This window comes from Methylobacterium sp. 001424705 (assembly GCF_059816145.1).
This window is the reverse complement of record NZ_JCBANU010000001.1, coordinates 436,799-461,431: the sequence shown is the minus strand read 5'-3', so window position 1 is coordinate 461,431 and position 24,633 is coordinate 436,799. Positions and strand designations below refer to the sequence as shown.

Below are 24,633 nucleotides of genomic sequence, written 5' to 3'. Positions count from 1 at the left end.
AATCGCCCAGGCCGCGATGACGGTTGATAAAAATCCCCGATCCGTCCCGCGTTCGCCTCCCGGGTTCGCCCGGTGTAAGACCCTGGGGACCGAGCGCCTGGGCAGGAGTCACCGTGATCCGCGACGAGTTGCGACCGATGGAATCCGTCTCCGATGCCGAGACCGCGGTGGAACGCCTGGCGGCGCTCCATGCGGGGGCGATCGCGGCGTTGCGTTCGGCCCTCGCGCGCTATCTCGATGGCGGCCCGCCGCCGGACGCGACGGAGCGGCTGCAGTTCCGCTATCCGGAACTGCGCCTCACCTACCAGCCGGCCGGGCCGATGCCGCAGGTCTCCCGGGCCACGGCCAAGCTCCAGGCGCCGGGCACCTACGCTACCACCGTGACCCAGCCGGACCATTTTCGCGGCTACCTGCTGGAGCAGTTGCGGCCCCTGGTTCGGGACTACGCCGTCACCCTGGAGGTCGGCCTCAGCGCCCAGGAGATCCCGTATCCCTACGTGATCGAGCCGGGCGCCGATCTCGGGCGCAGCGGCGTCACCCCGCGGGACCTCGCCACCTACTTCCCGGTGCCGCTGCTCTCGGTGGTGGGCGACGAGATCGCGGACGGGCTCTGGCAGGACCTGCCCGACGCGCCGCGCCCGCTCGCCCTCTTCGACGCGATCCGGACCGACTACTCGCTCCGGCGCCTGGTGCACTACACCGGCAGCGACTGGGGCGACGTGCAGCCCTGGATCCTGCTGACCAACTACCACCGCTACGTCGACGGCTTCATCCGCCACGGCCTGGAGCGCCTGGCGCGCGGCGACGAGGGGTTCGAGCGGATGATCCTGCCGGGCGGCGTCACCGTCTCGCGGGCGGAGGCCGCCACCGTCGACCCGGCCGCGCTGATCGCCGCCTCGCCCTGGCACAAGTACCAGATGCCGGCCTACCACCTCGTGGCCCGGGGGCCCGACGGCAGCCAGCAGGGCACGACCCTGGTGAACATCGGCGTCGGCCCGTCCAACGCGAAGACGATCACCGACCACCTCGCGGTCCTGCGCCCGCATTGCTGGCTCATGGTCGGCCATTGCGGCGGCCTGCGCCAGTCGCAGACCATCGGCGACTACGTCCTCGCCCACGGCTATTTCCGCCGCGACCGCATCCTCGACGAACTCGTGCCGCCGGACGTGCCGGTGCCGGCGCTGGCCGAGGTGCAGCTCGCCCTCCAGGCGGCGGCCGCCCACGTCACCGGCGAGCGCAGCGAGGACCTGAAGCGGCGGCTCCGGACGGGCACGGTCGTCACCTACGACGACCGCAACTGGGAGCTCCGCTTCAGCCAGGAGCGGCGGCGCATCAACCTGTCCCGCGCCATCGGCGTCGACATGGAGAGCGGCACCATCGCGGCGCAGGGCTATCGCCTGCGAGTTCCCTACGGCACGCTGCTCTGCGTCTCCGACAAGCCGCTCCACGGCGAGATCAAGCTGCCCGGCGCCGCCAACGCCTTCTACGAGCGGGCGGTGGCCGAGCACCTGCTCATCGGCCTCGCCGCCCTCGACAACCTGCGGGCCGAGCGCCACGGCCTGCATTCGCGCAAACTGCGCAGCTTCGACGAGCCGCCGTTCCGCTAGAGCATTTTCGGTGATTTCCGGATCACCGAAAATGCCCTTTCTTATTGTGTGGTCGCGTTGTCTTCACGCGAGCCGGCATCCCCCTTTCTTGAAAACGCTCTAGGCCGGCTCGGCGAGGACGTCCGGGGGCTCGACGGCCTCGAATTCCGGAAAAATCGCCCGCACGGTGGTGCCCGCGTCGGGCACGCTCTCGATCAGCAGGCGGCCCCGGTGCCGGTTGACGATGTGCTTGACGATGGCGAGGCCGAGGCCGGTCCCGCCCTGGTCGCGGCTGGAGGCGACGTCGACCCGGTAGAACCGTTCGGTCAGGCGCGGGATGTGCTCGGCCGCGATCCCCGGCCCGTGGTCGCGCACGGCGAGCTCGATGCTCGTCCGCCCGCTGGCCGCCTCGGTCTGGCGCCGAAGCGCGACCTCGACGCGCCCCCCGCTGCCGCCGTACTTCACCGCGTTCTCGATCAGGTTCTCGACCACCCGCAGCAGCTCGTCGCGCTCGCCCAGGATGGGGAAGGCGCCCTCGGCGGCGATGCTCAGCACCACGCCGCGGTCGCGGGCCAGCGGCCCCTGCGTGTCCACCATCTGCCGGGCGATCCGGGTCAGGTCGACGGGGCGCGTCGGCGGAACGTGCTCGCGCAGCTCGATCCGCGACAGCGACAGGAGGTCGTCGACGAGGCGCGCCATCCGCTGCGCCTGGGTCTTCATGATGCCGAGAAAGCGTTCGCGCGCCGGCGGGTCGTTGCGGGCCGGGCCCTGCAGCGTCTCGATGAAGCCCAGCAGCGAGGCCAGCGGCGTGCGCAACTCGTGGCTGGCATTGGCGACGAAATCGACCCGCGTCGCCTCCAGGCGCCGGGCCGAGGTGAGGTCGCGCAGGAACAGCACCACGTTGGGCTGCCCGCCCACCACCCCGTCCGGCATCGGCAGGGCGCCGATCTGCACCTCGAAGGCGCGCTCGGTGGGGACGCGCGTGGCGTAGAGCGTCTTGAGCGGGGCGCCGGTGCGCAGCACCTCCTCGATCCCGTCGAGGACGTCGGGGGCCCGCAGGGCGAAGGAGAGCGGGTGGCGCAGCTTCAGGGCCGGCAGCAGCGCCCGGGCGGCGGGATTGACCTCGATCACCACCGCACGGCGATCCACGAGGATGACGGGATCGGGAATGTTGGCGAGGAGCGCTTCCGCCACCGAATGCCGGCTGGCCCCGGGGCTCTCGGTCACCCGCACGATGCGGGCCCGCCCGAGGCTGCCGATGACGCCGCCGAGGCAGAGGACGACCAGGGAAGCCGCGATCATCGGTCCGTCGAGGGTTCCCCGTCCGGCCGCGAACACCCCGAGTCCCACCGTCGCGATGGTGGCGGCGGTCCAGGATGATCGGCGTGCGCCCCGTGCCATGCGGACCCTCCCGGCTCAGCTCCGCGCCTCAGGCCCGCGCGTCCCGGGTGCGCTTGACGATCTCGTAGACGGTCAACATGGCCAGCGCGATGACGAAGGGCACGAGATAATAGCAGACCCGGAACAGCAGCAGCGATCCGAGCACCTGGTCCCGGGGCAGGCTCGACAGCGCGAGGAGGATCGTCGCCTCGAACACCCCGATGCCGCCCGGCGCGTTCGAGGCGATGCCCAGCATGGCCGCCAGGACGTAGATCGCCACGAAGGTGGTGAAGCCGATGGAGGTGCCCGCTGGTAGCAGCACGTAGAGGGTCGCGGCCGCCGCGCAGACGTCGCCGATGCCCACCACCATCTGGCTCAGAGAGACCGAGGCGCCCGGCAGTTCGAGCCGCCAGCTCTTCACCCGGACGTGGCGGCGCTTGAGAGAGACCCAGAGCAGGTAGGCCACCACGGCGAGGAGGGCGCCGAAGCCGACCCCCTGGTTCAGCGCGATGCTGGTGAAGGTGAGGGCGGCGAGCTGGCCGGCCTCGACGATGAGGCTGAGGCCCAGGACGACGCCCATCCCGAGCCAGAAGGTGAAGCCCGCGATCACCGTCAGGGCGGCGATCTTGGCCGCTCCCAGCCCCTTGCTCGAGTAGATCCAGTAGCGGATCGTCCCGGCCGTCAGGAGCGGGAAGCCGAGGGTGAAGCTGACGGCGTAACTCGTGAACGAGGCCAGGGCCGTCGTTCGATACGGAACCTTCAGCTTGAGCTGCCGGAGGGCCAGGGCATCGTAGCAGGTGAGGAAGAGGTAGCTCAGGCCGACGAACAGGAAGGCGAAGCCGAGCTGTTCGGCCGAGGCGCCCGTGAAGGCCGCGTGCATCTCGGCCCAGGTGACCGTCTCGACGAGCTTCCACAGGACGAACAGCGAGCCCGCCAGGATGGCGAGGCTGGCGATGGTGCCGAGCCAGGCGTAGCGACCGCGCAGGCCGCCCTTCGGCGCCTCGGTCTCCGCCGCGTCGATCGGCGACGCCTCGGGCGCGAGCGCCTCGGCCGTCTCGATCTGCTTCTGCTGTCTCGCAAAGTTCATCGTGTCGGCGTCCGCCTCCGCTGGGCTCCCCGCGCACGGCCGCATCGGCGGCATGGGGTCAACCCGAGCTTGTGCCGGACCACGGCCCGTCGCCCGCATTTAGGGGCATCGGCCGGCAATTGCCAGCGAGGGAGGCGCAATGCCCACCGGCGATGCAGGCTTGCGCCTCCGCCAGCCCCGCCCGGATGCGCGCGGCGACGCTCGGCGCCGTGCAGACAAAGGTCGGGCTCGGATGCGGAATCGGGATCAGCCTCAAATCCGGACGCGACGCTTCGAGGTCCGACTGCGCGAAGCCCGCGACCCGTCCGGAGAGCACGACGACGCGCAGGTGCGGCAGGCAGGCGAGGAGGGGCGCCAGCCAGGGCAGAGCCTGCCGCACCTCGGACCGGCGCGGGGGCCGGTTGCGGGCGCCGGGGGCGTGGATGACCCACGGAATCGTGTTCCAGATCAGGGTGTCGCGGCGGGCGATCCCGGCCTGGGCGAGGAAGCGGAAGAGGTTGGCGGCGGTGCCCGTCGGGTTGTCCCGCGAGACGAGGCCGGTGCCGCGGATGCGCGGACCCGGCGTCTCCAGGAGCAGCAGCAGGCGGGCCGCGACGCCGCCGTCGAGGGGGTCCGGCTCGGGGACTTCGGCGCCCTGCGCCGCGGCGACCGCCCGGCCGAGGGCGCGGATCGGGGCGAGGTGGGGGCTGTCGAGCCGGGACTTGCGCGCGGCCAGGGTGACGGGGTCGCGCAGGCTCTTTGGTTCGGCGGGCGGCGCCTCAGCCGACATCGGCGACGAGGCGCCCCAGGCTTTCCGGCAGGGTGCCCTGCCGGCGGAAGCGCTCGCGCCCGTCCTCCTGCGCCAGGCGCCGGGCGAGGCCCTCGGGACCGCCGAACTGGAAGCCGAGCTGCGTCGCGTAGGCCGCGCAGGCCGCGCCCTTGGCCACCCGGCCCTCGGGGCCGAACCGGCATTCCGTCTCCGGCAGATCGGCGAAGCGCGGGCGCAGGGGCTCCTTCGGGGTCTGGTTGCGCACCGTGTAGGGAAAGTCACGCCACCACAGGATCGGCGCGGTCGGCTCGGCCGCGTCCAGGGCGCGGACCACCTGGACGTGATCCACATGCCCGCCGATGCCCTGGGGGGCCAGGACGAGGTCGGGTGCCGTCTCGGCGAGGAGCGCTCGGATCGCGCGGGTCAGGTCGGGCACGATGGTGTCCTCGGCCCGCACCGCGCCGAACAGCTCCGGCGCCGAGCCGTAGCCGCGATGCGGCGCCTCGCGGAAGGGCCAATGGCGCGGGGGTGCGAGCAAAAGGGCGGCCACGGCTGCCGCATCCTCGGCCCGGCGCAGGTCCATGTAGTCGATCTCGGGCCCGAGCCCCTTGTCGGTCTGGCAGGCGAGGGCGAAGCCGGTCGGGTTCGCCACCGCGGCGGTGAACACCGTCACGGTCTCGACCTGCCAACCCGCCCGGCCGAGGGCGTGGAGCAGCCCGCCGCAGGAGAAGGCGGCATCGTCGAGATGCGGCGACAGGGCGAGGGCGGTGGGCATCGGCTCAGAGCAGGTGCGGTTCGGCGCGGAAGCGGCAGGACGGGTCGTGCGGCAGGGTCGCGGCGAAATCGATCGCCGGGCGCTCGTTCGCCACGCGCGCGTACACGTCCATGATCTGCCGGCCCACCGCCCGCCAGGAATAGACCTGCCGGCACTCGGCGAGCCCATCCTCGGCCAGGCGCCGGCGCAGGGGCTCGTCCTCGATGACGTGGGCCAGGGCCTCGGCCAGGGCCGGTACGTCGCCGGGCTGGACCAGGAGTCCGTTCTCGCCGTCGCGCAGGCAGTCCGAGACGCCGACCGCATGGGTCGAGACCACCGCGAGCCCGGCGGCCATCGCCTCCAGGATCGTGTTGGAGAATCCTTCCGCATAGGTCGGCGAGACGAAGACGTCCGCCGCCCGGTAGAGATCCGGCACGGTGTCGTAGTCGGCGTAGCCGGTGAAGCGGATCTCGGCTTCCGAGAACTTCAGGTCCGCTGCGCGAGCCTTCGACGAGTCCACGTCTGGCCCGATGCCGGAGATGGTCGCCTCGAACGGGATGGCGCGGGCGCGCACCAGCGCGAGGGCGTCGATGAAGTCGAGGACGCCTTTCCGGCGGTCGACTCGGCCGTGATAGAACAGCCGCACCGGGCCGGGATGGTTATCGGGGCCGGGCGTGAAGCGCGCGGTGTCGACCGCACCCGGTACGATGGTGAAGCGGGCGGGGTCCGAGCCGAGCCGGTCGCAGACCTCGCCGACGAAGGAGGCGCCGCCGATCAGCAGGGCGTTGGCATGGGCCAGGACTTCGCACATGGCGACCCGGTGGGTCTCGCAGCACGAGCCGACCCAGTGGCCGTCGCCGCCCTGGATCGAGACCACGTTCGGCACGCCGAGGGCGCGCGAGGCCAGGAGCGTGGCCCAACCGGTGGGGTAGCCGTACTGCGCGTGCAGGATGTCGAAGGGCTTCTTCGCGTGCTCGGTGCGAATCGCCGCCACCATCGTGTCGATGTCGCGCTCGAAGTCGCCGCTCTCCTGCTCGCCGAGCTGTTCCAGGCCGATCACGGTGACGCCGGGGACGTCGGGCGGCGGGCCGCCGCCATAGACGCGGGTGCCGAAGGCGTCGCCGCGATACTGGGAGATCATCGTGACGTCGTGGCCGGCCTCGACCAGCTCGCGCAGCAGGTTCTGCGCGTAGACGCTCATGCCGGAGATCGCCGGGAAGTAGCGGCGCGAGACGAAGCAGATCCTCACGCGGAGGCTCCCGGGTTCGGATTGCGGCAATCGCGGAGGTATTTCAGCGAGGCCGGCACCATCAGGTCGGCGCGGTGGCTCTCGCGGGAGAGCTCGACGCAGATCAGCCGGTCGAACCGGATCGCCTCGAGGGCGTCCAGCACGCCGGGCACGTCCATGTCGCCCTCGCCGAAGGGCAGGTGGACGTGGATGCCCCGCGCCATGTCCTCGAGGGCCACGGTGCCGATGCGGTCGGCGAACTCGCCGACGGCGACGGCCGGGTCGCGCTCGCCGGTGACGAGGCAGTGGCCGGTGTCGAGGGCGAGCTTCAGGCCCGGCAGGTCCAGGGCGGCGTAGTCGTCCAGGGTCTCGATCAGCATGCCGGGCTCGGGCTCCAGGCAGGCGATGACGTTCTGCTCGGCGGCGTAGGCGACGACCTCGGTCAGGCCCTCGCGCAGCCAGGCCCTCGCCGCGTCGGGATCGATGCCGGGCTTCGGCACGCCGGCCCAGAACGAGACCGCCTCGGACTGCAGGATCGCCGCGATGTCGACGGCGCGCTTGAGGAAGCCGATGCGCCGCGCCCGGCCGGACGCGTCGCCGCTGACCAGGGTCGGCTCGTGCTTGGCCTTCGGATCGAGGAGGAAGCGGGCACCGGTCTCGATCACCGAGCCGAGGCCGAGGCGCTGCAGGCGGCTCGACACCCGCTGCGCCTCCTGCACCCAGGTCTCGGCGAAGGGGTCGAGGTGGTGGATGTCGAGGGTCAGCGCAACGCCCTGGTATCCGGCCTCGGCGATGAGGTCGATCGCATCGTCCAGGCGGTGATGGGCGGTGCCGTTGGTGTTGTAGGCGAAGCGCAGGCTCATGCGGCGCGGCCCTGCTGGCTCAGGCGGAACGGCGCGTGGTGCGATTCCGGCTCGCGGTAGAGCGGGTAGTGGGCGCCCACGATCCGGTCGGCCAGAGCGGTGTCGAACAGCGGCTGCCCGCCGAAGTGCTCGATCGCCTCCGGGGTCAGGCGCACGGGCTTCAGGGTGTCGGTGGCCTCGCCGAAGCGGATCAGCGGGTGGTCGCGGTCGATGAGCTTCTGCGTGTTGCGCGCCCCGATGCGGTGATAGCTCATGGTCTCGACCTCGAGCCCCGGCACGATGGCCTTGACCACGCCGACCCGGCCGCCGGGCGGCGAGCAGTCGACGTAGAGCACGTCGAACCCGGCGTCCTCCAGCCGTTCGCGGGCGATGCGGCCCCGTGCGTGCCCGTCCGGGGCCTGCGTCGTGGGCAACTCCGAAAAGCGCTTGGTGGCGCGCTCGGAATAGACGGTGTCGCGCAAGGTCGCGGCGATGCCCTCGGGGGGCTGCACGATCCATTCGAGCATCGCCTTGAGGGCGCGGCTCTCCTCCAGATCGAGGCTCGGCAAGGCCTTGTCGATGAAGGCTTGCACATAGCCCGGCGGCGTTACCTGCTCGGCGAAGGCGAGCGGCCCGTGGCCGAAGGCCTTGCGCACGCGCGCGGCCTGGAACTCGAGCAGCGCCTTGCGCAGCGCCCGCTCGCGGTCCGGGTCGCAGGCCTCGCCGCAGGCCGAGAGCGCGATCGGCACCGGCGTATCGGCCAGATTCCGGTCGTAGCCGACGACGTAGAGGTTGGTCAGGCCGAACTGGTCGGTGGCGAATTTCGGCAGGGCCTTGATCCCGAGGGAATCCAGCCGATCGAGCATGCCGCGCGTCTCCGGGCCGAGGCCCTCCGACAGGTCGAGCACCACCCCCTGGTCGAGGGCGCGGAACAGGAGGCCGTTGCCGTCGCGCTGCAGGAGTTCGAGCAGGCCGTGGCCCAGCGCGAAGTCGACGTCCGGCCCGGCGCCCAGACCGTTGGTGATGAGGTTGGTGAAGGGCTTGTAGCCCTCCGACAGCTCGAAATAATCGGTGGCGGCGATGTCGAGCGGCATCAGCACCGTCTCGCCGCTGCGGGCGCGGAGGGCGGGCGTCCATTCGAGGGTGGTGGCGCGCCCCACCGGGCTGCCGGCGGGCAGGCACAGGGTGAGGGGATCAGCCACCGCGCCGGCGCCGTAGACCCGCACGAGGTCGTCGTAACTGGCGCGCTCCTTCTTGCGCGGCATCACGGCGAGCGAGGGCATCAGGTTCTCGGCGATCTCCGCGACTGCGCCGATGATCGCCTCGTCGTCGGTGGCGCCGTAACCGATGCCGCTCGGCATGGCGCCGACGAAGAACGGATCATCGAGGAACAGCGACACGAACCAGACCGGGATGCCGGTGCGGTCCAGCGGCGCCAGGGGGAAGCCGACGATGCGGCCCTCCGGCAGGATGTCGAGATAGGCGCGCACCGGCTCGGGCAGGGCGGCCGGCAGTCCCTCGATCCGGCGGGGAGCGCCGTGGGTGTAGGCGCGCGGTGCCTTGATCCGGCTGTGGCGGGCGCGGTCGTCCTGGTCCTGCTCGTTCACGGTCGTGCGTTTCCGTTGTTCAGGCCGACGCTTCGTAGGCGCGGGCCAGCAAGCGCATGGTGTGAAGGTCGCGCGTTGCGCTGTAGGCCTCGCGCTCCTCCGGTCGGCGCAGGGCCGAGCCGAAGGCCTTCACCTGTTCGAGGAAGGGCGAGGCCTCCCCATCGAAGGGCAGAGTTTCGGAGACGCCGGTTGACCCGTCGGTGAACGACAGGGTTCCGCCTGCCACCTGTCCCATCGTGTCGACGGCGGTGAGCAGGCCCTGGGTGCCGGTGACTTCGAGGCGCCGGCGCGGCAGGGCGTCCGGGCAATTGTAGGCGACGTGCAGGTTGGCGAGGACGCCCGAGGGCGTGCGCCCGATCAGGAGTGCACCGTCGTCGACGGCGTAGTCCTGCGCCCGCGCCTGGGTCAGGGCGGCCAGATCGTGGATCGATTCGTCGAGGAGAAAGTCGACGAGGTCGAGGCCGTGGGGGGCGAGATCCATCAGGGCGCCGCCGCCGGCCTTGGCCGGGTCGATGCGCCAGTTGTCCTGGCCCGCGAAGGAGGTCCAGGCGCGCGGCAGCCAGCAGGCATAGACGATGCGGATCGCCGTGACGGTGCCGAGGCGGCCCGCGCGGATGGCATCCCGCATGGCCCGGTGGGCCGGGTGGTGGCGCTGGTCGAAGGCAGTGCCGTAGAAGGTGTCGCCGCGCGCCAAGGCCGCGACCATCGCCTCGGCATCGTCGAGGGAGGCCGCCATCGGCTTCTCGCACAGGATCGCCTTGCCGGAGCCGGCCAGCGCCGCGATCGCCTCCCGGTGCAGGTGGTTCGGGGTGGCGACGTAGACCGCCTCGACCTCCGGGTCGTTCACGAGGTCTTCGAGCCGCGCGTAGGCCCGTGCGCCCTCGGCCTCGGCCGCCGCGCGCGAGGCCTCGCCCGGATCGGCGACGGCGACGAGCCGGTGCCCGGCCGCGCGGATACCCGGTGCCATGTAGTCGCGGGCGACCCAACCGTAGCCGACGATGCCCCAGGCGACGGGGCTCCACTTCGAACCCCCCATCACCAGCGCTCTGGCAGGTCGACATAGGTCCGGTCACGGACCCGGTCGGCCTCGGGCGCGTCGAGGTCGCCCTGCCAATCCAGGGTGTCCGGCCCGGTGTAGGTCGACGGATAGGTGGCGCGGGCGGCGTACTCGGCCTCGTAGCGCTCGGACGGCCAGCGGATCGCGTGCCGCGCCCCGCCTTCGGAGAGGAAGAGCGGGTTGAGCCGAAGGCTCCGGCCGGGGCGCGGCACGGTGATGCCATCGATCACGCGGCGGGGGGCCGGGCGCATGCCGGGACCCGCCACCACCGAGAAGGCCTCACAGGCGGTGAGGTCCTGGGGCTTGCGGGGGGAGGGGGCACGCCGCTCCACCATGGCCCGGGTCAGGTCGTCGTCGTCGTAGACGAGGCCGTCGGGGAAGAGCTCGTCGATCTCGGCGGCCGAGACGGCGCGCCCCGCCGAGAATCCCGGGCGGTCGCTGTTGTGAATGTGGCTGACGGCGAGCCAGCCGTCGTCACCGGCATTCTGGCGCAGGCATTCCAGCACCTCGGTCTTGCGGTCGAGGAAGTAGAAGGCATCGTTGCAGACGACGAGGTCGACCGGCGCGCCCGGGATCGGCCAATGGGGCGAATTCGCATCGAAGCAGACGAGCTGGGCCGACTTGCCGACGACCCAGTGCCGGGCGACCCACAGCTTGGCGAAGACGACGTCGGCGCCCGCGACCTTGATGCCGCGGGTCTGGAATTCGCGCAGGTAGTGGCCGATGCCGCAGGCGAACTCGAACACGCAGACCGGGTCGTTCCAGTGGGCCTCGAGGAGCGTCAGCCCGGCCAGGAAGGTCGGGTCGGTCCAGCGATTCAGGAAGTAGTCGCCGACCCGGCCCCAGCCGAGGAGCCGCACCGCGTCGCGCAGGGAGCGTCTGTCCCGCTCGCGCACGAGTTCGTGGAGGTCCAGGGGATCGGCCGGTGGGCCCGTCCACCAGTCGTCCTGGTCGGCGAGGAGACCTTCGAGGGCGAGGTTCGCCTCGCCGGAATCGAGCAGCGCCAGGGTTTGGGCCACGAGGTCGGCGCGGTTGGTCCGCAGGTAGGGAATGCCGTCGATCACGGGCCAGCGCGCCCCGCTCGCCCCGTCTCGGAGCGAGTGCGGGGTGTCGGCCTTGAGGGGCTCACCGGTCTCCGGCGAGCGAAGATCGAAGGGGATCATGACGGGGCACCCGCGCGGTCGCGAGGAAACATCACGGGATCTGCATGTCCTTGAGCACGCGGTCGTGGAAGCCCTTCACCGGACCCGCGTGGACGAGCTCCATCTCGTCGAGGATCGTGCCCATGGTCAGGGTCGCGGCCCGCAGATGCTGGGCGATCTGCAGGACGCGGTCGATGCAGTCGGCGGCGTGGAAGGCGCGGCCCTCCGCCGTGGCGTCGTCGGGCAGGACGGCGCGCGCCCGCTCCACGGTCTCCCGCAGCTCGGGATCGAGTTCGTCCAGGGCCCATCGCGTGGTGCGGGCCATGATCGGCAGGAGGTGGTTGCCGAGGAGCATCTCGCCGGTGAAGCCGGCATCCGGCATCGCGGCGTTGTGGAAGTGGTGGGCCATGGCGGCCAGGAAGACCTGGGTCGGGTCGGCCCGGTAGAACGGACTCAGCACGACGCCGTAGACCGCCACCATCAGGCAGTGCTCGGCGTGGTTCTCCGGCGGCTCCAGCAGGATGCGGGGCTTGCCGGGGCAGGTGACGCCGGCGCGGGGCTGATGCGCCAGGGCGGCGACGAAGCCCGGGAGGGGCCCCTGCCCGAAGCCCGACGGCGCGCGCAGGGCCGCCCGGAGGCGGTCCCGCAGGCCGGATTCGACGCTGTCGGTGACGGCATCGAAGCCCGCCACCAGGACGTCGGCCGTTTCGCCCGCCTCGAGCCCCGCGGAGGCCAGGAAGGCCGCGTCGAGGTCGCAGAGGCGGGCGGCGGCGAGCGCCTTGGCGGTGATGTCGAGGGCCACGGCCTCCGGCGCGGCGCCCCCCGTGAGGGCGCTCCAGCCCTGCGCGAAGAGGCGCTCGGCGATGGAGCCGGTGCGCCCGGCGGAGTGCACGCGCTTGAGGTCGTTGACCTCGACGAGGAGGGCGCGAAGCGCCAGCGGGGCCGCGGGACCGGCGCCCTCCGTCTGGGCGATCATCAGTGGGCGCCGAGCCACTCGAGCAGCATGGTCTGCTGCTTGCCGAAATCATGCTCGGGGCCGTGGCCGTTCTTCACCATGGGCGCCTTGAAGAAGCTCGAGAGCTGCTCCTGGGGGCCGCCGTCGCCGCGCTTCTTGGCGAGGTCGAGAACACGGGCGATCTCGATGACGAGGGGAGCGGCCAGGATCGAGTCCTTGCAGAGGAAGTTGACCTTGATCTGCATGCGCTGACCCAGGAACCCGGTGACGTCGATGTTGTCCCAGGCTTCCTTGTCGTCACCGCGGGGACGGTAATAGTGGATGTGCACGAGGTGGTCCTCGACCGGGTAGCCGAGGATCGAGTCGAGCACCGTGCCCTTGGTGTTGAGCTTCGACTGGAGCGAGTCCTTGTCGTTCAGCGCGAGGCCGTCACGGTTGCCGAGGATGTTGGTGGAGAACCAGCCATCGACGTGCAGGGCGCGCGCCTTCAGGGCGGGGGCCAGCACCGTCTTCATCATGGTCTGGCCGGTCTTGCCGTCCTTGCCCGCCACGGGGACGTTCAGGTCCTTGGCGAGTTCGAGCAGGGCCGGCACGTCGGCGGCGACGCTGGGGGTGAAGTTAGCGTAGGGGACGCCGCTCTTGATCGCCGCGTAGGCGTAGAGCATCGCCGGGCTGATCGACTCGTCGCTGCTGTCGAGGCCCTTCTCGAAGGCGGCCGTCGAGTTCAGGGTCGGGTCGGAGAGGTCGGGCCAGCGCTCGGTGGAGGCGAGGTTGATCACCACGACCTCGTCGAGATTGCTCTCGGCCTTGAAGCGGCGCAGGTCGTTGGCGATGACGGAGACCGCCTCGCGGTGATCCTTGGCGACGATGCGGTTGGCACCCTCAATGTTCTTGCAGAACTTGGCGCTGCCGACGGCCGGCCAGGGCTTGATGCCCTTCAGGACCTGGGCACCGTTCTCGATGTCCTGGCCGGAGAGGACGCCGTGCCCGGTTGCGGCGGAGGCGAGGTCATCGTCGTTCAGGTCCCACCCGCCGAACACAAGGTCCTTGTAGTCGGCCATTCCGGCGACCGAGACGCCCGCCAGGGGTAGGCCATCGAGGCGGTTCGATCCGGATTTGATCATCTCGATGCCTGCGATGGCGGTGGTGGCGACAGCGCCACCCATGCCAACGAAAGCAACGCCGACTCGGCGACCGGTCTGCATGCTCATTGGGAAACGGCTTCCTTCTTTAGGCGAACGGGAGCCTGTCCCAACCTGGGGGCCGTTCCGCTCAGCCCTCACTAACTGGGCTTCCGGGGTTGCGTTCCAACCCTGGCCAGGACGCCTTTTTGACGCGGTGCGCCTGAACGGCCTCCGAACGAGGCGTTAAAAATTCGTAAATACAAGGGCTTAACCCAACGTTAAGCCTGCCATCGTTGAATCACGGAGCTGTCCCATTCTGGTCACAGCAGCCGGCGAGACGTCCCCTCGCTGAACGACAACGAAGCCGCGCCCGACGAAGGCAGCGGTACGAACAAGGACCAATGATGGGGGTTTTCCCGGAGCCGGCGCTCTGCGCCGACGACGTGAGCCGTCTCGTGCCCAACGAGACCTTCAACGCAGATCTGACCGTGGCGTGGCTGCCGCGGACCGAGCGCAGGACGCGCCGGACCTTCGCCACTCTCCGCCGCCGGACCCTTGCGACGCTCGTCACCGGCGCGCTGCTGGGCGGCGCCCTGCCGCAGAACGCCCTGGCCCCCGCCGCGGCGGCCCATGACCGGATCGACGAGCGCGCCCTGACGGCGCAGACCCTCGTCCGGGAGCAGTCCGCGCCCGCACCTGAAGCCCCCAACGCGGCCGACTGGGCCGGGGTTCCCGTGGTCGAGCAGGAACCCGCGACGCTGTCGCTGATCGAGAGCGACCTCGCCGCCCTCGCCCCGAGCCGCGACGCCGCCGGCGCCGAGCGCCTGCGCTTCGGCGACATGGCCGTGCCGCGCGAGATCGTCGACACCATCCTGCGGGCCGCCACCGAAACCGGGGTCGATCCCGCCTACATGATGGCACTGGCCGACAAGGAATCGAGCTTCTCGACCACGGTGAAGGCCTCGACCTCCTCCGCCGAGGGCCTGTTCCAGTTCCTGTCGGGCACCTGGCTCGAACTCATCCGCACCTACGGCGCCCGCCACGGCCTCGCCGACGAGGCGGCGGCGGTGAAGGGGCGCGGCAGTGCCATCACGATCGCCGACGAGGCGGTGCGGACCCGCGTGCTGCGCCTGCGCCAGGACCCCTACGTCGCCGCCCTGATGGCGGGCGAGCTCATCAATCGCGACAAGGGCCGGATCGAGCAGCGCATCGGCCGCGACCTCTCCACCGCCGAGCTCTACTTCGCGCATTTCCTCGGCACCGCCAGCGCCGGCCGCTTCCTCGAACTCACCGCCGAGAAGCCGGGCCAGGTCGCCAAGCAGGTCTTCAAGGCCGCGGCGAAGGCGAACCGGAGCCTGTTCACCGAGAAGGCCGGCAAGGGCCGCCGCAGCCTCACGGTCGCCGAGGTGCGCGAGAAGATCGGCGGCATGATCGACCGTCGCCTCGACCGCTACGAGGGCGTGGCCGCCCTGGCGGGACCCGAGCTGAAATCCGAGGTCACCCTCATGGAGATCGAGACCGACGCGGCCCCCACCCCGGCGCCGGCCGCGCGCGTCCACGTCACCGAGGCGACCACGCCGGCCGACTGACTCAATGCCCGGCCGGCGCGCCCCCGCCGAGCTTGACCTTGCTGAGGATCATCGCGAGCGGCACGGCCGCCCCCGAAACGAGGCAGAGCGACCAGAACACGTCGATGTAGCCCCAGTACGCCACCTGGGTCTGGAGCTGCTGGCCGATCCAGGCGATGGCCTGGTTCTGCGCCTCGACGCCGGACGCCCCATGGGCCTGGAAGTACTGCGTCGCCGCCCGCAGGGTCTCCTGGTAGTTCGGGTTGGCGCCGGAGATGCTCTCCCCGAGCCGGCTCTGGTGGAATTGCTGCCGGTAGGCGAGCACGTTCTGGGCGAGGCTCACGCCCATCGAGCCGCCGACGTTGCGGGCGACGTTGATCAGCGCCGAAGCCTGGTCGGTCTGCCCCTTGTCGATCCCCTCGTAGGAGGCGGCGGTGATCGAGATGAAGATCATCGGCAGGCCGATGCCGATATAGATGCGCGACCAGGCGAAGAACCAGAAGCTGGTGTCGCCGTAGAGGCGCGTGAGGTCGTACATCGCCGCGGAGACGATCGCGGCGCCCAGGGCGATGAGGTATTTCGGCTGCACCTTGCCCGAGATCCGGCCGATCACCAGCATCATGAACACCGTGACGAGGCCGCCGGGCGCCAGGACGAGGCCCGCGAGGGTGGCGGTGTAGCCGTAATATTCCTGCACCAGCTGCGGCACGAACTGCGTCGTGGCGATCAGGATCGCGCCGGTGGCCATCATCACCAGGAAGCACGCGCCGAACTGGCGGCTGCCGAGGAGCCGGAGGTCCACGACCGGGTTCTTCCGGGTCAGCTCCCAGGGGATCATCGCCACGAAGGCGACGACGCAGATCGCCGCGAACACGATGATGAAGGTCGAGCCGAACCAGTCCTTGCGCTGGCCCTCGTCGAGGACGACCTCGAGCGACCCCAGGAAGGTGGCGACGAGGAGGAATCCCACGAGGTCGAAGCGCACGCCCGCGCGGCGCAGGCGACGCCGTTCCGCCGCCGCCCCCGGCGGGTCCTCCAGCAGCACATGCATCAGCCCGAGGGCGATCAGGCCGATGGGGCCGTTGATGAGGAAGCACCAGTGCCAGGAGACGTTGTCGGAGAGCCAGCCGCCCAGTGTCGGGCCGATCACGGGTGCCACCACCACGGCGAGGCCGTAGAGGGCGAAGGCCTGGCCGCGCTTCGCCGGCGGGAACGAATCGGCCAGGATCGACTGGGCCAGCGGCGCCATGCCGCCCCCGCCCAAGCCCTGGAGCACGCGGAAGACGAGGAGCGATTCGAGGTTCCAGGCAAAGCCGCACAGCACCGAGGCCACGGTGAAGAGCGCGATGCTCCACATGAAGAACGCCTTGCGGCCGAACCGCTTGGCGAGGAAGCTCGAGGCCGTGAGCACGATGGCATTAGCCACGAGGTAGCTCGTCACCACCCAGGCGGCCTCGTCGGGGCCCACTGCCAGGCCCCCGGAGATGTAGCGCAGGGCCACGTTGGCGATGGTGGTGTCGAGCACCTCCATGAAGGTCGCCAGCGAGACGACGAGGGCGATCGCCCAGGGGTTGTGCCCGCCCGGCGCCTTGGCGGAGGCCCCCGACGCGTCGCTCGCCTTGCCCCCCGCCTTGCCCCCCGCCTGCGAAGCCGCACCGCTCACCGGACGTGGACCCGCGGCACGATCGACATGCCGGGGCCGATGGCGACATCGGTGGGCCACTGGTCGACGACGATCTTCACCGGGATGCGCTGGACCACCTTCACGTAGTTGCCGGTGGCGTTCTGGGCCGGGAGCAGGCTGAAGGCGGTGCCGGAGCCGGGCTGCACGGACTCCACGTGGCCGGTGATCTTGCGCTCGGGATAGGCATCGATCTCGATGTCGGCGTGCTGGCCCGGCCGCATGTCGGTGATCTGCGTCTCCTTGTAGTTCGCGATCACCCAGATGTCGTCGGGCACGAAGGTCGACAGCGTCTGCCCGGCCTGGGCGAACTGGCCCTTGGCGCCCGACAGCTGCACCAGCCGGCCCGGCTGGGCCGCCCTGACGGTGGTATAGCCGAGGTTCAGTTCGGCCTGCGCCACCTGGGCCTTGCCGGTGGCGAGGCTGGCCTCGGCCCCCGCCTTCTGCGCATTGAGCGCGCCGACCTGGGTGCGCGCCGCGACGACGGTCGCCCGCGCGCGATCGTAGGCGGCCTGCTGCTGGTCGAGGGTCGAGGACGAAGATTGCGAGCGCTGGATCGTGCCCGCCCCCTTCTCGGCGAGGTCCCGGTAGCGGGCCGCATCCTCCCGGGCGAATTTCAGCGAGGCCTCGGCCTGCGTCACCTCCGCCTGGGAGGCGGCGACCTGCGCCTTCTGGCCCTCGATCTGCGCCTCGAAGTTGCGGATCGAGGCCTCGGCCGAGGCGACCTGCGCCTTCGCCTGCGCCAGGGCCACCGCGTAGTCGCGCCGGTCGATCTGGAAGAGAACGGCCCCGGTCTCGACATGCTGGTTGTCGGTGACCGGCACGTCCACGATGTAGCCGGCGACCTTGGGCGCGATGGAGAATTGCCGCGCATCGACGAAGGCGTCGTCGGTGGATTCGAACGGGTGCAGGCGGGTCAGCCAGTAGACGTAGGCGCCGGCCGCCACGGCGACGACCGCCACGGTGATGCCAAGGGCCCAGAACGGATGCCGGCGCAGGATGTTCGGCTTGCTGTCCGCGTCGGACTCCTCGGCCGCAGCGGACTCCTCGCCCGAGCCGGACTTTTCGGACGAGCCGGACTTCTCGGGCGCGCCGGACTCCGCGCCCGGCTCGGTCTCGCCGGGAGGCGCCTCTCCGGGGGACCTCGTCGCGGACGCCGTCTCCTGCGGATCGGCCCCTTCCGGGTCGGAGGGCCGCACCGCGTCGCCCCGTGCGGGCTGGCGCCCCACGGCCTGCTGATCCTGAAGCATCGACGAACCGTCCGAACGCGCCCAGGGGCCGCGCGATCGAAACCGCGCCGCCCGAAACTCCCGCCTCGGCGACAACAAGAAGTAGCGCCGGCGATTGTTCCCAGTGCGCATGACGTTTGCGAGCCCCGTTCGTGGCCCGACGGAACGTCCGAAATCCGGCGCGCGTTTTCGGGTTTGACGGGCCGGATCCCGGTTCGTCCGCAACCTGCAGGAGGCGCGTATGACAGCCGGTTCTTCCCTGTCGCCACCGGGTGCCGCCGGTCCGGGCGGCCTCGACCGTCTCGACGCGATGAGCACGGTGCTGGCCCGCAATTGGTGGTTGATGGCCCTGCGCGGGGTCGTCGCGATCCTGTTCGGGCTGATCGCCTTCGTGGCGCCGGGCGCCTTCGTCCTTTCCCTCGTGCTGTTCTTCGCCGCCTACATGCTGGTGGACGGCATCGTCGGCGTGATCGCCTCGGTGCGGGCCGCCCAGCGCCACGAGCGCTGGGGCTTCCTCCTCCTCGAAGGGCTCCTCGACCTCGTCGTCGGCGTCGCCGCCGTGCTCGTCCCGGCGGCGGCCGTCTGGGCCTTCGTCTACCTCGTGGCGTTCTGGGCCCTCGTCACCGGCGGCCTCATGGTGGCGGCGGGCTTCCGCCTGCATGCCCATTACGGGCGCTGGTGGCTGGTGCTCGGCGGCGTCGTCTCGATCCTGTTCGGCATCGCGCTCCTGGTCGATCCCGGCATGTCGGCCCTGGTCCTGACCTGGTGGATCGGCAGCTACACGATGGTGTTCGGAATCCTGCTGGTGCTCCTGGCCTTCCGCCTGCGCGGCCGCCACGCGGAAGCGGGCCGGCCCGGCCCCCTGGGGCGCCCCGGAACGGCGTAGCTTTGGCCGCGCGAGATGGTCTAGAACCGGCGGGACACCGCGGGGCGCTTCGCCGCCCGAGCCCCGGAGCGCCGCCGGGCCGGACAATGCGGACACCCGCGCCGCGGCGCGGGAAGCCGCGGCAGCGGCGCGGACCCTCGGCCGCCAGCTCGGCGTGCTCGCCGTCGGTGCGGCACGGGGTGCCGGACGCCGGGCCGCCGGCGCGGCACGGGCGGCGGGGCCAGCTTGGCGGGGATGGGCTGACCGCATGCGCCCCCGCGCGCCGGCCGGACCTCCGCCCCCGTCCACCGCCGCGCCTGCGGCGGGGCCGACGCCCGCGCCCGCACGCGCGCCGGCGCCCCGCGCCGCCGGCTGGCCGGCCCGCCTGCGCCGCCATCCCTGGCGCGCCGCGGCCCTGGCGGTCGTCCTGCTGCCGCTGCTGGCCCTGGCCGGGCTCGTCCTCTACAGCTTCGCCACCCTGCCGCCCCTGGGCGGCGTGGTGCCGGAAGCGGGCCAGCGGGCGCTCACCGTCGAGGCCGATGACGGCCGGGTCTTCGCCACCCGCGGGGCGTTCCAGGGCCAGAAGCTGACGGCGGCGGAGATGCCGGCCCATCTCGGCCAGGCGATCATCGCGATCGAGGACCGACGCTTCCGCTCCCACTGGGGCCTCGACCCGCGCGGCTTCCTGCGCGCCCTGTACCGCAACGCCGTCGGCGGCGGCGTGCGCGAGGGCGGCTCGACGATCACCCAGCAATATGCCCGGCTCGTCTCCCTGAACCAGGAGAAGTCGCTGCGCCGCAAGATCCAGGAGGCGTTCCTGGCCCTGCGCGTCGAGGCGACGATGTCGAAGGACGAGATCCTGCTCGGCTACCTCAACACCGCCTATTTCGGGGCCGGCGCCTACGGCGTCGATGCCGCCGCCCGGCGCTACTTCGGCAAGGGGGCCAAGGCCCTGACCCTGCCGGAGGCCGCGATGCTGGCGGGCCTCGTGCGCGCGCCCTCGCAGCTGGCCCCGACCCGGAACTTCGGCGGCGCCAAGGAGCGCGCCGACGTGGTGCTGCAGACCATGGTGGAGACCGGCGCGATCACGGCCGCCGAGGCCGACAAGGCCCGCGCCCAGACCATCACCCTGCGCACGCCCCCCGAGACGCCGCCGGGCACCAACTACTTCCTGGACATGGTCTCGGCGGAGTCGAAGAAGCTCGCCGACGCGCCGGGCGACGTCACCGTGCGCACCACCCTCAACCTCGACCTGCAGAGCCTCGCGGAGGGCGTCGTCGCCCGCCGCCTCGACGCCGAGGGGCCCAAGAAGAAGGCCGGCCAGGGCGCCATGGTGGTGCTCAACAAGGAGGGCGCGATCCTCGCCCTGGTGGGCGGGCGCGACTACGAGGACAGCCAGTTCAACCGCGCCACCCAGGCCAAGCGCCAGCCCGGTTCGCTGTTCAAGCTGTTCGTCTACCTCACGGCCTACGAGAACGGCTTCAACCCCGACACGGTGCTGGTCGACCGGCCGATCCAGATCGGCGACTGGGAACCGCAGAATTCCACGGGCCGGTTCAAGGGCGCGATGCCCCTGCGCAGCGCCTTCGCGCAGTCGATCAACACGGTGGCGGCGCAGCTGGCCGACGAGGTCGGCATCCCGGCGGTCATCGCCACCGCCCACCGGATGGGCGTGACCGCGGAGCTGCCCAACGTGCCGAGCCTCGCCCTCGGCTCGGCCGAGGTGACGCTGCTGGAGATGACCCGCGCCTATGCGGGCGTGCTGGCCGGGGCCGCGCCGGTGGACACCCACAGCGTCCACGCCATCCGGGGCGCCCAGCCGCAGCCGCTCTACCTGCGCGCCGACGCCAAGGGCGGCACCGCGATCCCCACCGAGGCCCGGGCGATGATGCTCGACTCCCTCCAGGCCGTGGTCGACGGCGGCACCGGCAAGGCCGCCCGGGTCGCCGGCCTGCCGGTGGGCGGCAAGACCGGGACGACCCAGGACTATCGCGATGCCTGGTTCATCGGCATGACGCCGGACCTCGTCGTGGGCGTCTGGGTCGGCAACGACGACAATGCCTCCATGAACCGCGTCGGCGGCGGCGATCTCCCGGCGAGCATCTTCCACGACTTCGTCCAGCGGGCGACGGCGCAGCTGGCCAAGGGCCGCAAGCGCCCCTCGGCGGCGCGGGGCGAGCCGGCCCGGGCCGAGCCGGCGCCCGCCCGCGAGGTCGCCGCCAGCGCCGCCGCGCCCGGCATCCGCGGCGTACCGGAGGTGGTCGACACCGGCACCCTGGCCTTCCGCGGCCGCACCGTCCGCCTCCTCGGGGTGGAAGGGGAGGGCGGGGCGCTCGCCCGGCAGCTCGCCCGCTACCTGCGCCGCCGCGAGGTGACCTGCGCCCCCGCCTCCGGGGCCGAGGCGGCTGGCGAGCAGCTCCGCTGCCAGATCGATGGCGACGACCTCGCCGCCCTGATCCTCACGGCCGGCGGCGCCCGCGCCGCCGAGGACGCGCCGGCCGACCTCCTCGCCGCCGAGGAGCAGGCCCGCTCCGAGCGCGCCGGCATCTGGGGCCGGCGGCGGTAGGGGCCGGAATCCTGGGCTGAGCGGAACATCGCGTTCCGCACCGTTCCGCGATGCGTTGGCCCCCCTCCCGCGGATGCGGCGCGCCGACCGGGCGGAACCGGTCCGGTCAGTACCCCCGCCCGGCCCTTGACCTTCCCACCATGGGAACCCCCACATGGGAGGACATGGACAAGCGCCCGACCCTCGACGCCACGATTCCCACGCCCGGCCGGCGGCTCGGCTTCCCGGTGGAGGGGCTGACCTGCGCCTCCTGCGTCGGGCGGGTGGAGCGGGCGTTGCGCGCCCTGCCGGGAGCCTCGGAGGTCTCGGTCAACCTCGCCACCGGACGGGCCGAACTGCGTCTGCCGGGTCCCGGTGCCGCGGCGGTGGAGGCCGTCGCGCGGGCCGGCTACGCCGTGCCGGAGGCCGTCACCACCCTGGAGATCGCCGGACTGTCCTGCGCTGCCTGCGTCGGGCGGGTCGAGCGCGCGCTGGTCGCCGTCCCGGACGTCGCCGCGGTCACGGTCAACCTCGCCACCGGCCGCGCCACGGTGCGCCACCCCGAGGGGCTGGTGGCGCGCGCGGACCTGGAGGCGGCGGTCGCGAAGGCGGGCTACCAGCCGCAGGCTCCGGCCGAAGCGCCGGTCGCGGCCCGGGAGACCCGTCTGGCGCAGGAGGGCGCGGCCCTGCGCCGGGACCTCGTCGCGGCGGCGCTCCTGTCGGCGCCGATCGTGGTCCTCGACATGGGCGGCCACCTCGTCCCGGCCTTCGGCCACGCGGTTCACGGCGCCCTCGGCGCCTGGGCCGGCGGGCTCCGGGCCGGGCTCGCTACCCTGGTGCTCGCCGGACCCGGGGCCCGCTTCTTCCGCCAGGGCCTGCCCGCCCTGGTCCGCGGCCACCCGGACATGAACGCCCTCGTGGCCCTCGGGGCCGGCGCCGCCTACCTGTATTCCCTGGTCGCGGTCCTGGCGCCGGCGCTTCTCCCGGCGGGGACGGCCCACCTCTACTTCGAGGCCGCGACCCTGATCGTCACGCTGATCCTCCTCGGCCGGACCCTGGAGGCGCGGGCCAGGGGGCGGACGGGCGCGGCCATTGCCCGCCTCGTCGGCCTCAGCCCCGCCACCGCGCGGGTGATCCGCGATGGCGTCGAGACGGAGGTGGCCCAGGCGAGCCTCCGGCGCGGGGACGTGGTCCGGGTCCGCCCGGGCGAGCGGGTGGGCGCCGACGGCGTCCTGGTCTCCGGGGCGAGCTACGTCGACGAGAGCATGATCACCGGCGAGCCGGTGCCGGTGGCCAAGGCGCCCGGCGACGGCGCGGTGGGCGGTACCCTCAACACCCATGGCAGCTTCGACCTGCGGGTGGACTCCGTCGGGGCCGACTCCGTGCTCGCCCGGATCGTCCGCATGGTCGAGGCGGCGCAGGGCGCCAAGCTGCCGATCCAGGCCGTGGTCGACCGGGTGACGGGCTGGTTCGTGCCGGCGGTCATCGCCGCCGCGGCGGCAACCTTCGCGGGCTGGCTGGCCTTCGGGCCGAGCCCCGCCTTCGGCCTCGCCCTCGTCAACGCCATCGCGGTGCTCATCATCGCGTGCCCCTGCGCCATGGGCCTCGCGACCCCGACCTCGATCATGGTGGGCACCGGCCGCGCGGCCGAGCTCGGCGTGCTCTTCCGCGACGGCGGCGCGCTCCAGCGCCTGCGCGCGGTCCGGGTCGTCGCCCTGGACAAGACCGGAACGCTCACCCTGGGCCGCCCGACCCTGACGGACCTCGTCGCCGGGCCGGGCGTCGCGGCGGACGAGGCCCTGCGCCTCGCCGCGAGCCTCGAATCCCGCTCCGAGCACCCCGTCGCCCGCAGCCTCGTGGCGGCGGCCGCGGACAGGGGCCTGGCCCTCGGAACGGTCACGGCCTTCGCGGCGGAGCCCGGCTACGGCATCGCCGGGACGGTGGACGGCCGCGCCGTCGTCGTCGGCGCGCGGCGCTTCCTCGACCGCCTTGCGATCCCGGCCGGAGACCTCGACGACGCGGCCGACCGCCTCGCCCGGGAGGGCCGCAGCCCGCTCTTCATCGCCCTCGACGGGCGCCTCGCCGCCCTGGTCGCGGTGGCGGACCCGATCAAGCCCGGCGCGGCCGAGGCCGTGGCGGCGTTGCGCGCCCGCGGCCTCGCGGTGGCGATGGTGACCGGCGACGGCCGCGCGGTGGCCGAGGCCGTGGCCCGCACCCTCGGCATCACGTCGGTCTCGGCCGAGATCCTCCCCGGCGGCAAGGTCGCGGCGGTGCAGGCCCTGCGTGCCCGCCACGGCGCGGTGGCCTTCGTGGGCGACGGCATCAACGACGCGCCGGCCCTGGCCGAGGCCGATGTGGGCATCGCCCTCGGCACCGGCACCGACATCGCGGTGGAGGCCGCCGACGTGGTGCTGATGTCGGGCGCCCTCTCGGGCCTCGTCACCGCGATCCGGCTCTCGGCCGCGGTGATGCGCAACATCCGCCAGAACCTGTTCTGGGCCTTCGCCTACAACGTCGCGCTGATTCCGGTGGCGGCGGGGCTGCTCCACGCGGTCGGCGGACCGCTGCTCTCGCCGGTCCTGGCGGCGGGCGCCATGGCGCTGTCGAGCGTCTTCGTCCTCGCCAACGCCCTGCGGCTGCGCCGGGCCGGCGGTACGGCGTCGACGACGGGAGCGGGGGCGTGAGCGCCGTGACCATCGGGGAGGCCGCCCGCGCCAGTGGCGTCTCGGCCAAGATGATCCGCTACTACGAGGAGACCGGCCTGCTGGCGCCGGCCGGCCGGACGGCCGCGGGCTACCGCCTCTACACGGAGGCCGACCTCCATGCCCTGCGCTTCGTGCGCCGGGCCCGCGACCTCGGCTTCACCATGGAGGATATCCGGGCGCTGCTCGCCCTCTGGCACGACCGGGCGCGGGCGAGCGCCCAGGTGCGCCGCCTCGCCCTCGATCATGTGGCGGACCTGCGGCGCCGGATCGACGCCCTGGACGGCATGGCCCGCACCCTGGAGGATCTGGCCGCCCATTGCGGCGGCGACGCCCGGCCCGACTGCCCGATCCTCGACGACCTCGCCAGCGGTCCCCACGGCCGGCCCGGCGCGACACCGCGGCAGGGGGAGCGCGACCCCGGAGCGTCGCCTTCGCGGCGCGGGACGCGTTGACCGCATCCCTGGCCTCTTGTTTGCTGGGACCGGCGTCGCAACCCCGGCGCGTCCCCCCCTTGAGAGCCGTCGCCTCTC

At 72.2% G+C, this 24,633-nt stretch carries 19 protein-coding genes; 6 read left to right on the top strand and 13 right to left on the bottom strand.

Annotated elements, in window-relative coordinates:
• Nucleotides 1–113 precede the first annotated feature (113 nt).
• On the top strand, nucleotides 114–1,607 hold the full coding sequence (locus tag AC6EUL_RS02140; RefSeq protein WP_056381478.1) for an AMP nucleosidase: 1,494 nt from the start codon (nucleotides 114–116) through the stop codon (nucleotides 1,605–1,607).
• A 99-nt stretch (nucleotides 1,608–1,706) separates the two neighbouring features.
• Here the strand turns inward: AC6EUL_RS02140 and AC6EUL_RS02135 are convergent, their stop codons facing one another.
• The 11 genes from AC6EUL_RS02135 to AC6EUL_RS02085 are packed head-to-tail and all read right to left on the bottom strand — an operon-like array spanning nucleotide 1,707 to nucleotide 13,597.
• Nucleotides 1,707–2,987 (bottom strand): ATP-binding protein, encoded by a 1,281-nt coding sequence (locus tag AC6EUL_RS02135; RefSeq protein ID WP_499868568.1) that lies wholly within the window; start codon nucleotides 2,985–2,987, stop codon nucleotides 1,707–1,709.
• Nucleotides 2,988–3,015: 28 nt separating this feature from the next.
• On the bottom strand, nucleotides 3,016–4,053 hold the full coding sequence (locus tag AC6EUL_RS02130; RefSeq protein ID WP_056270971.1) for a lysylphosphatidylglycerol synthase domain-containing protein: 1,038 nt from the start codon (nucleotides 4,051–4,053) through the stop codon (nucleotides 3,016–3,018).
• 58 nt (nucleotides 4,054–4,111) lie between these two features.
• On the bottom strand, nucleotides 4,112–4,822 hold the full coding sequence (locus tag AC6EUL_RS02125; protein WP_499868565.1) for a uracil-DNA glycosylase: 711 nt from the start codon (nucleotides 4,820–4,822) through the stop codon (nucleotides 4,112–4,114).
• On the bottom strand, nucleotides 4,812–5,576 hold the full coding sequence (locus tag AC6EUL_RS02120; RefSeq protein WP_499868563.1) for a PIG-L deacetylase family protein: 765 nt from the start codon (nucleotides 5,574–5,576) through the stop codon (nucleotides 4,812–4,814). The genes AC6EUL_RS02125 and AC6EUL_RS02120 overlap by 11 nt, the downstream gene beginning before the upstream one ends.
• A 4-nt stretch (nucleotides 5,577–5,580) precedes the next feature.
• Entirely contained in the window at nucleotides 5,581–6,804 is a 1,224-nt protein-coding gene (locus AC6EUL_RS02115) for a glycosyltransferase family 4 protein (protein ID WP_499868561.1), read from the bottom strand.
• A complete protein-coding gene (locus AC6EUL_RS02110; protein ID WP_499868560.1) occupies nucleotides 6,801–7,646 on the bottom strand; it encodes a sugar phosphate isomerase/epimerase family protein in 846 nt (281 codons plus the stop codon). Before AC6EUL_RS02110 ends, AC6EUL_RS02115 begins: the two co-directional genes overlap by 4 nt.
• Entirely contained in the window at nucleotides 7,643–9,232 is a 1,590-nt protein-coding gene (locus AC6EUL_RS02105; RefSeq protein WP_056381489.1) for a YcaO-like family protein, read from the bottom strand. Before AC6EUL_RS02105 ends, AC6EUL_RS02110 begins: the two co-directional genes overlap by 4 nt.
• 19 nt (nucleotides 9,233–9,251) lie before the next feature.
• Nucleotides 9,252–10,268 (bottom strand): Gfo/Idh/MocA family protein, encoded by a 1,017-nt coding sequence (locus tag AC6EUL_RS02100; protein ID WP_056212631.1) that lies wholly within the window; start codon nucleotides 10,266–10,268, stop codon nucleotides 9,252–9,254.
• Nucleotides 10,268–11,452, bottom strand: a complete 1,185-nt coding sequence (locus AC6EUL_RS02095) for a class I SAM-dependent methyltransferase (RefSeq protein WP_499868557.1) — start codon at nucleotides 11,450–11,452, stop codon at nucleotides 10,268–10,270. The genes AC6EUL_RS02100 and AC6EUL_RS02095 overlap by 1 nt, the downstream gene beginning before the upstream one ends.
• Nucleotides 11,453–11,483: 31 nt before the next feature.
• Entirely contained in the window at nucleotides 11,484–12,407 is a 924-nt protein-coding gene (locus AC6EUL_RS02090; protein ID WP_499868555.1) for a hypothetical protein, read from the bottom strand.
• The gene (locus AC6EUL_RS02085; RefSeq protein ID WP_499868553.1) at nucleotides 12,407–13,597 is read right to left on the bottom strand and encodes an inositol-3-phosphate synthase; all 1,191 of its coding nucleotides are present in this window, start codon (nucleotides 13,595–13,597) and stop codon (nucleotides 12,407–12,409) included. The genes AC6EUL_RS02090 and AC6EUL_RS02085 overlap by 1 nt, the downstream gene beginning before the upstream one ends.
• A gap of 314 nt (nucleotides 13,598–13,911) precedes the next feature.
• Here AC6EUL_RS02085 and AC6EUL_RS02080 point away from each other — a divergent pair, with 314 nt between their 5' ends.
• Nucleotides 13,912–15,099 carry a transglycosylase SLT domain-containing protein gene (locus tag AC6EUL_RS02080; RefSeq protein WP_499868551.1) on the top strand — a complete coding sequence of 396 codons (1,188 nt, stop codon included), beginning with the start codon at nucleotides 13,912–13,914 and terminating at the stop codon, nucleotides 15,097–15,099.
• 1 nt (nucleotide 15,100) lies between these two features.
• Here AC6EUL_RS02080 and AC6EUL_RS02075 read toward each other — a convergent pair whose 3' ends face one another.
• Nucleotides 15,101–16,741 carry a DHA2 family efflux MFS transporter permease subunit gene (locus AC6EUL_RS02075; protein WP_056212622.1) on the bottom strand — a complete coding sequence of 547 codons (1,641 nt, stop codon included), beginning with the start codon at nucleotides 16,739–16,741 and terminating at the stop codon, nucleotides 15,101–15,103.
• Nucleotides 16,738–18,009, bottom strand: coding sequence for an HlyD family secretion protein (locus AC6EUL_RS02070; RefSeq protein WP_499868549.1), 1,272 nt, complete (start codon nucleotides 18,007–18,009; stop codon nucleotides 16,738–16,740). The genes AC6EUL_RS02075 and AC6EUL_RS02070 overlap by 4 nt, the downstream gene beginning before the upstream one ends.
• Nucleotides 18,010–18,229: 220 nt before the next feature.
• Here AC6EUL_RS02070 and AC6EUL_RS02065 point away from each other — a divergent pair, with 220 nt between their 5' ends.
• From AC6EUL_RS02065 to cueR, 4 genes are all read left to right on the top strand, one after another.
• Nucleotides 18,230–18,874 (top strand): HdeD family acid-resistance protein, encoded by a 645-nt coding sequence (locus tag AC6EUL_RS02065; protein WP_056270948.1) that lies wholly within the window; start codon nucleotides 18,230–18,232, stop codon nucleotides 18,872–18,874.
• 247 nt (nucleotides 18,875–19,121) lie between these two features.
• Nucleotides 19,122–21,419, top strand: coding sequence for a PBP1A family penicillin-binding protein (locus tag AC6EUL_RS02060; RefSeq protein WP_499868548.1), 2,298 nt, complete (start codon nucleotides 19,122–19,124; stop codon nucleotides 21,417–21,419).
• 164 nt (nucleotides 21,420–21,583) lie between these two features.
• Nucleotides 21,584–24,082, top strand: coding sequence for a heavy metal translocating P-type ATPase (locus AC6EUL_RS02055; protein ID WP_499868546.1), 2,499 nt, complete (start codon nucleotides 21,584–21,586; stop codon nucleotides 24,080–24,082).
• 5 nt (nucleotides 24,083–24,087) lie between these two features.
• Entirely contained in the window at nucleotides 24,088–24,555 is a 468-nt protein-coding gene (cueR, locus tag AC6EUL_RS02050; protein WP_156653333.1) for a Cu(I)-responsive transcriptional regulator, read from the top strand.
• Nucleotides 24,556–24,633 lie beyond the last annotated feature (78 nt).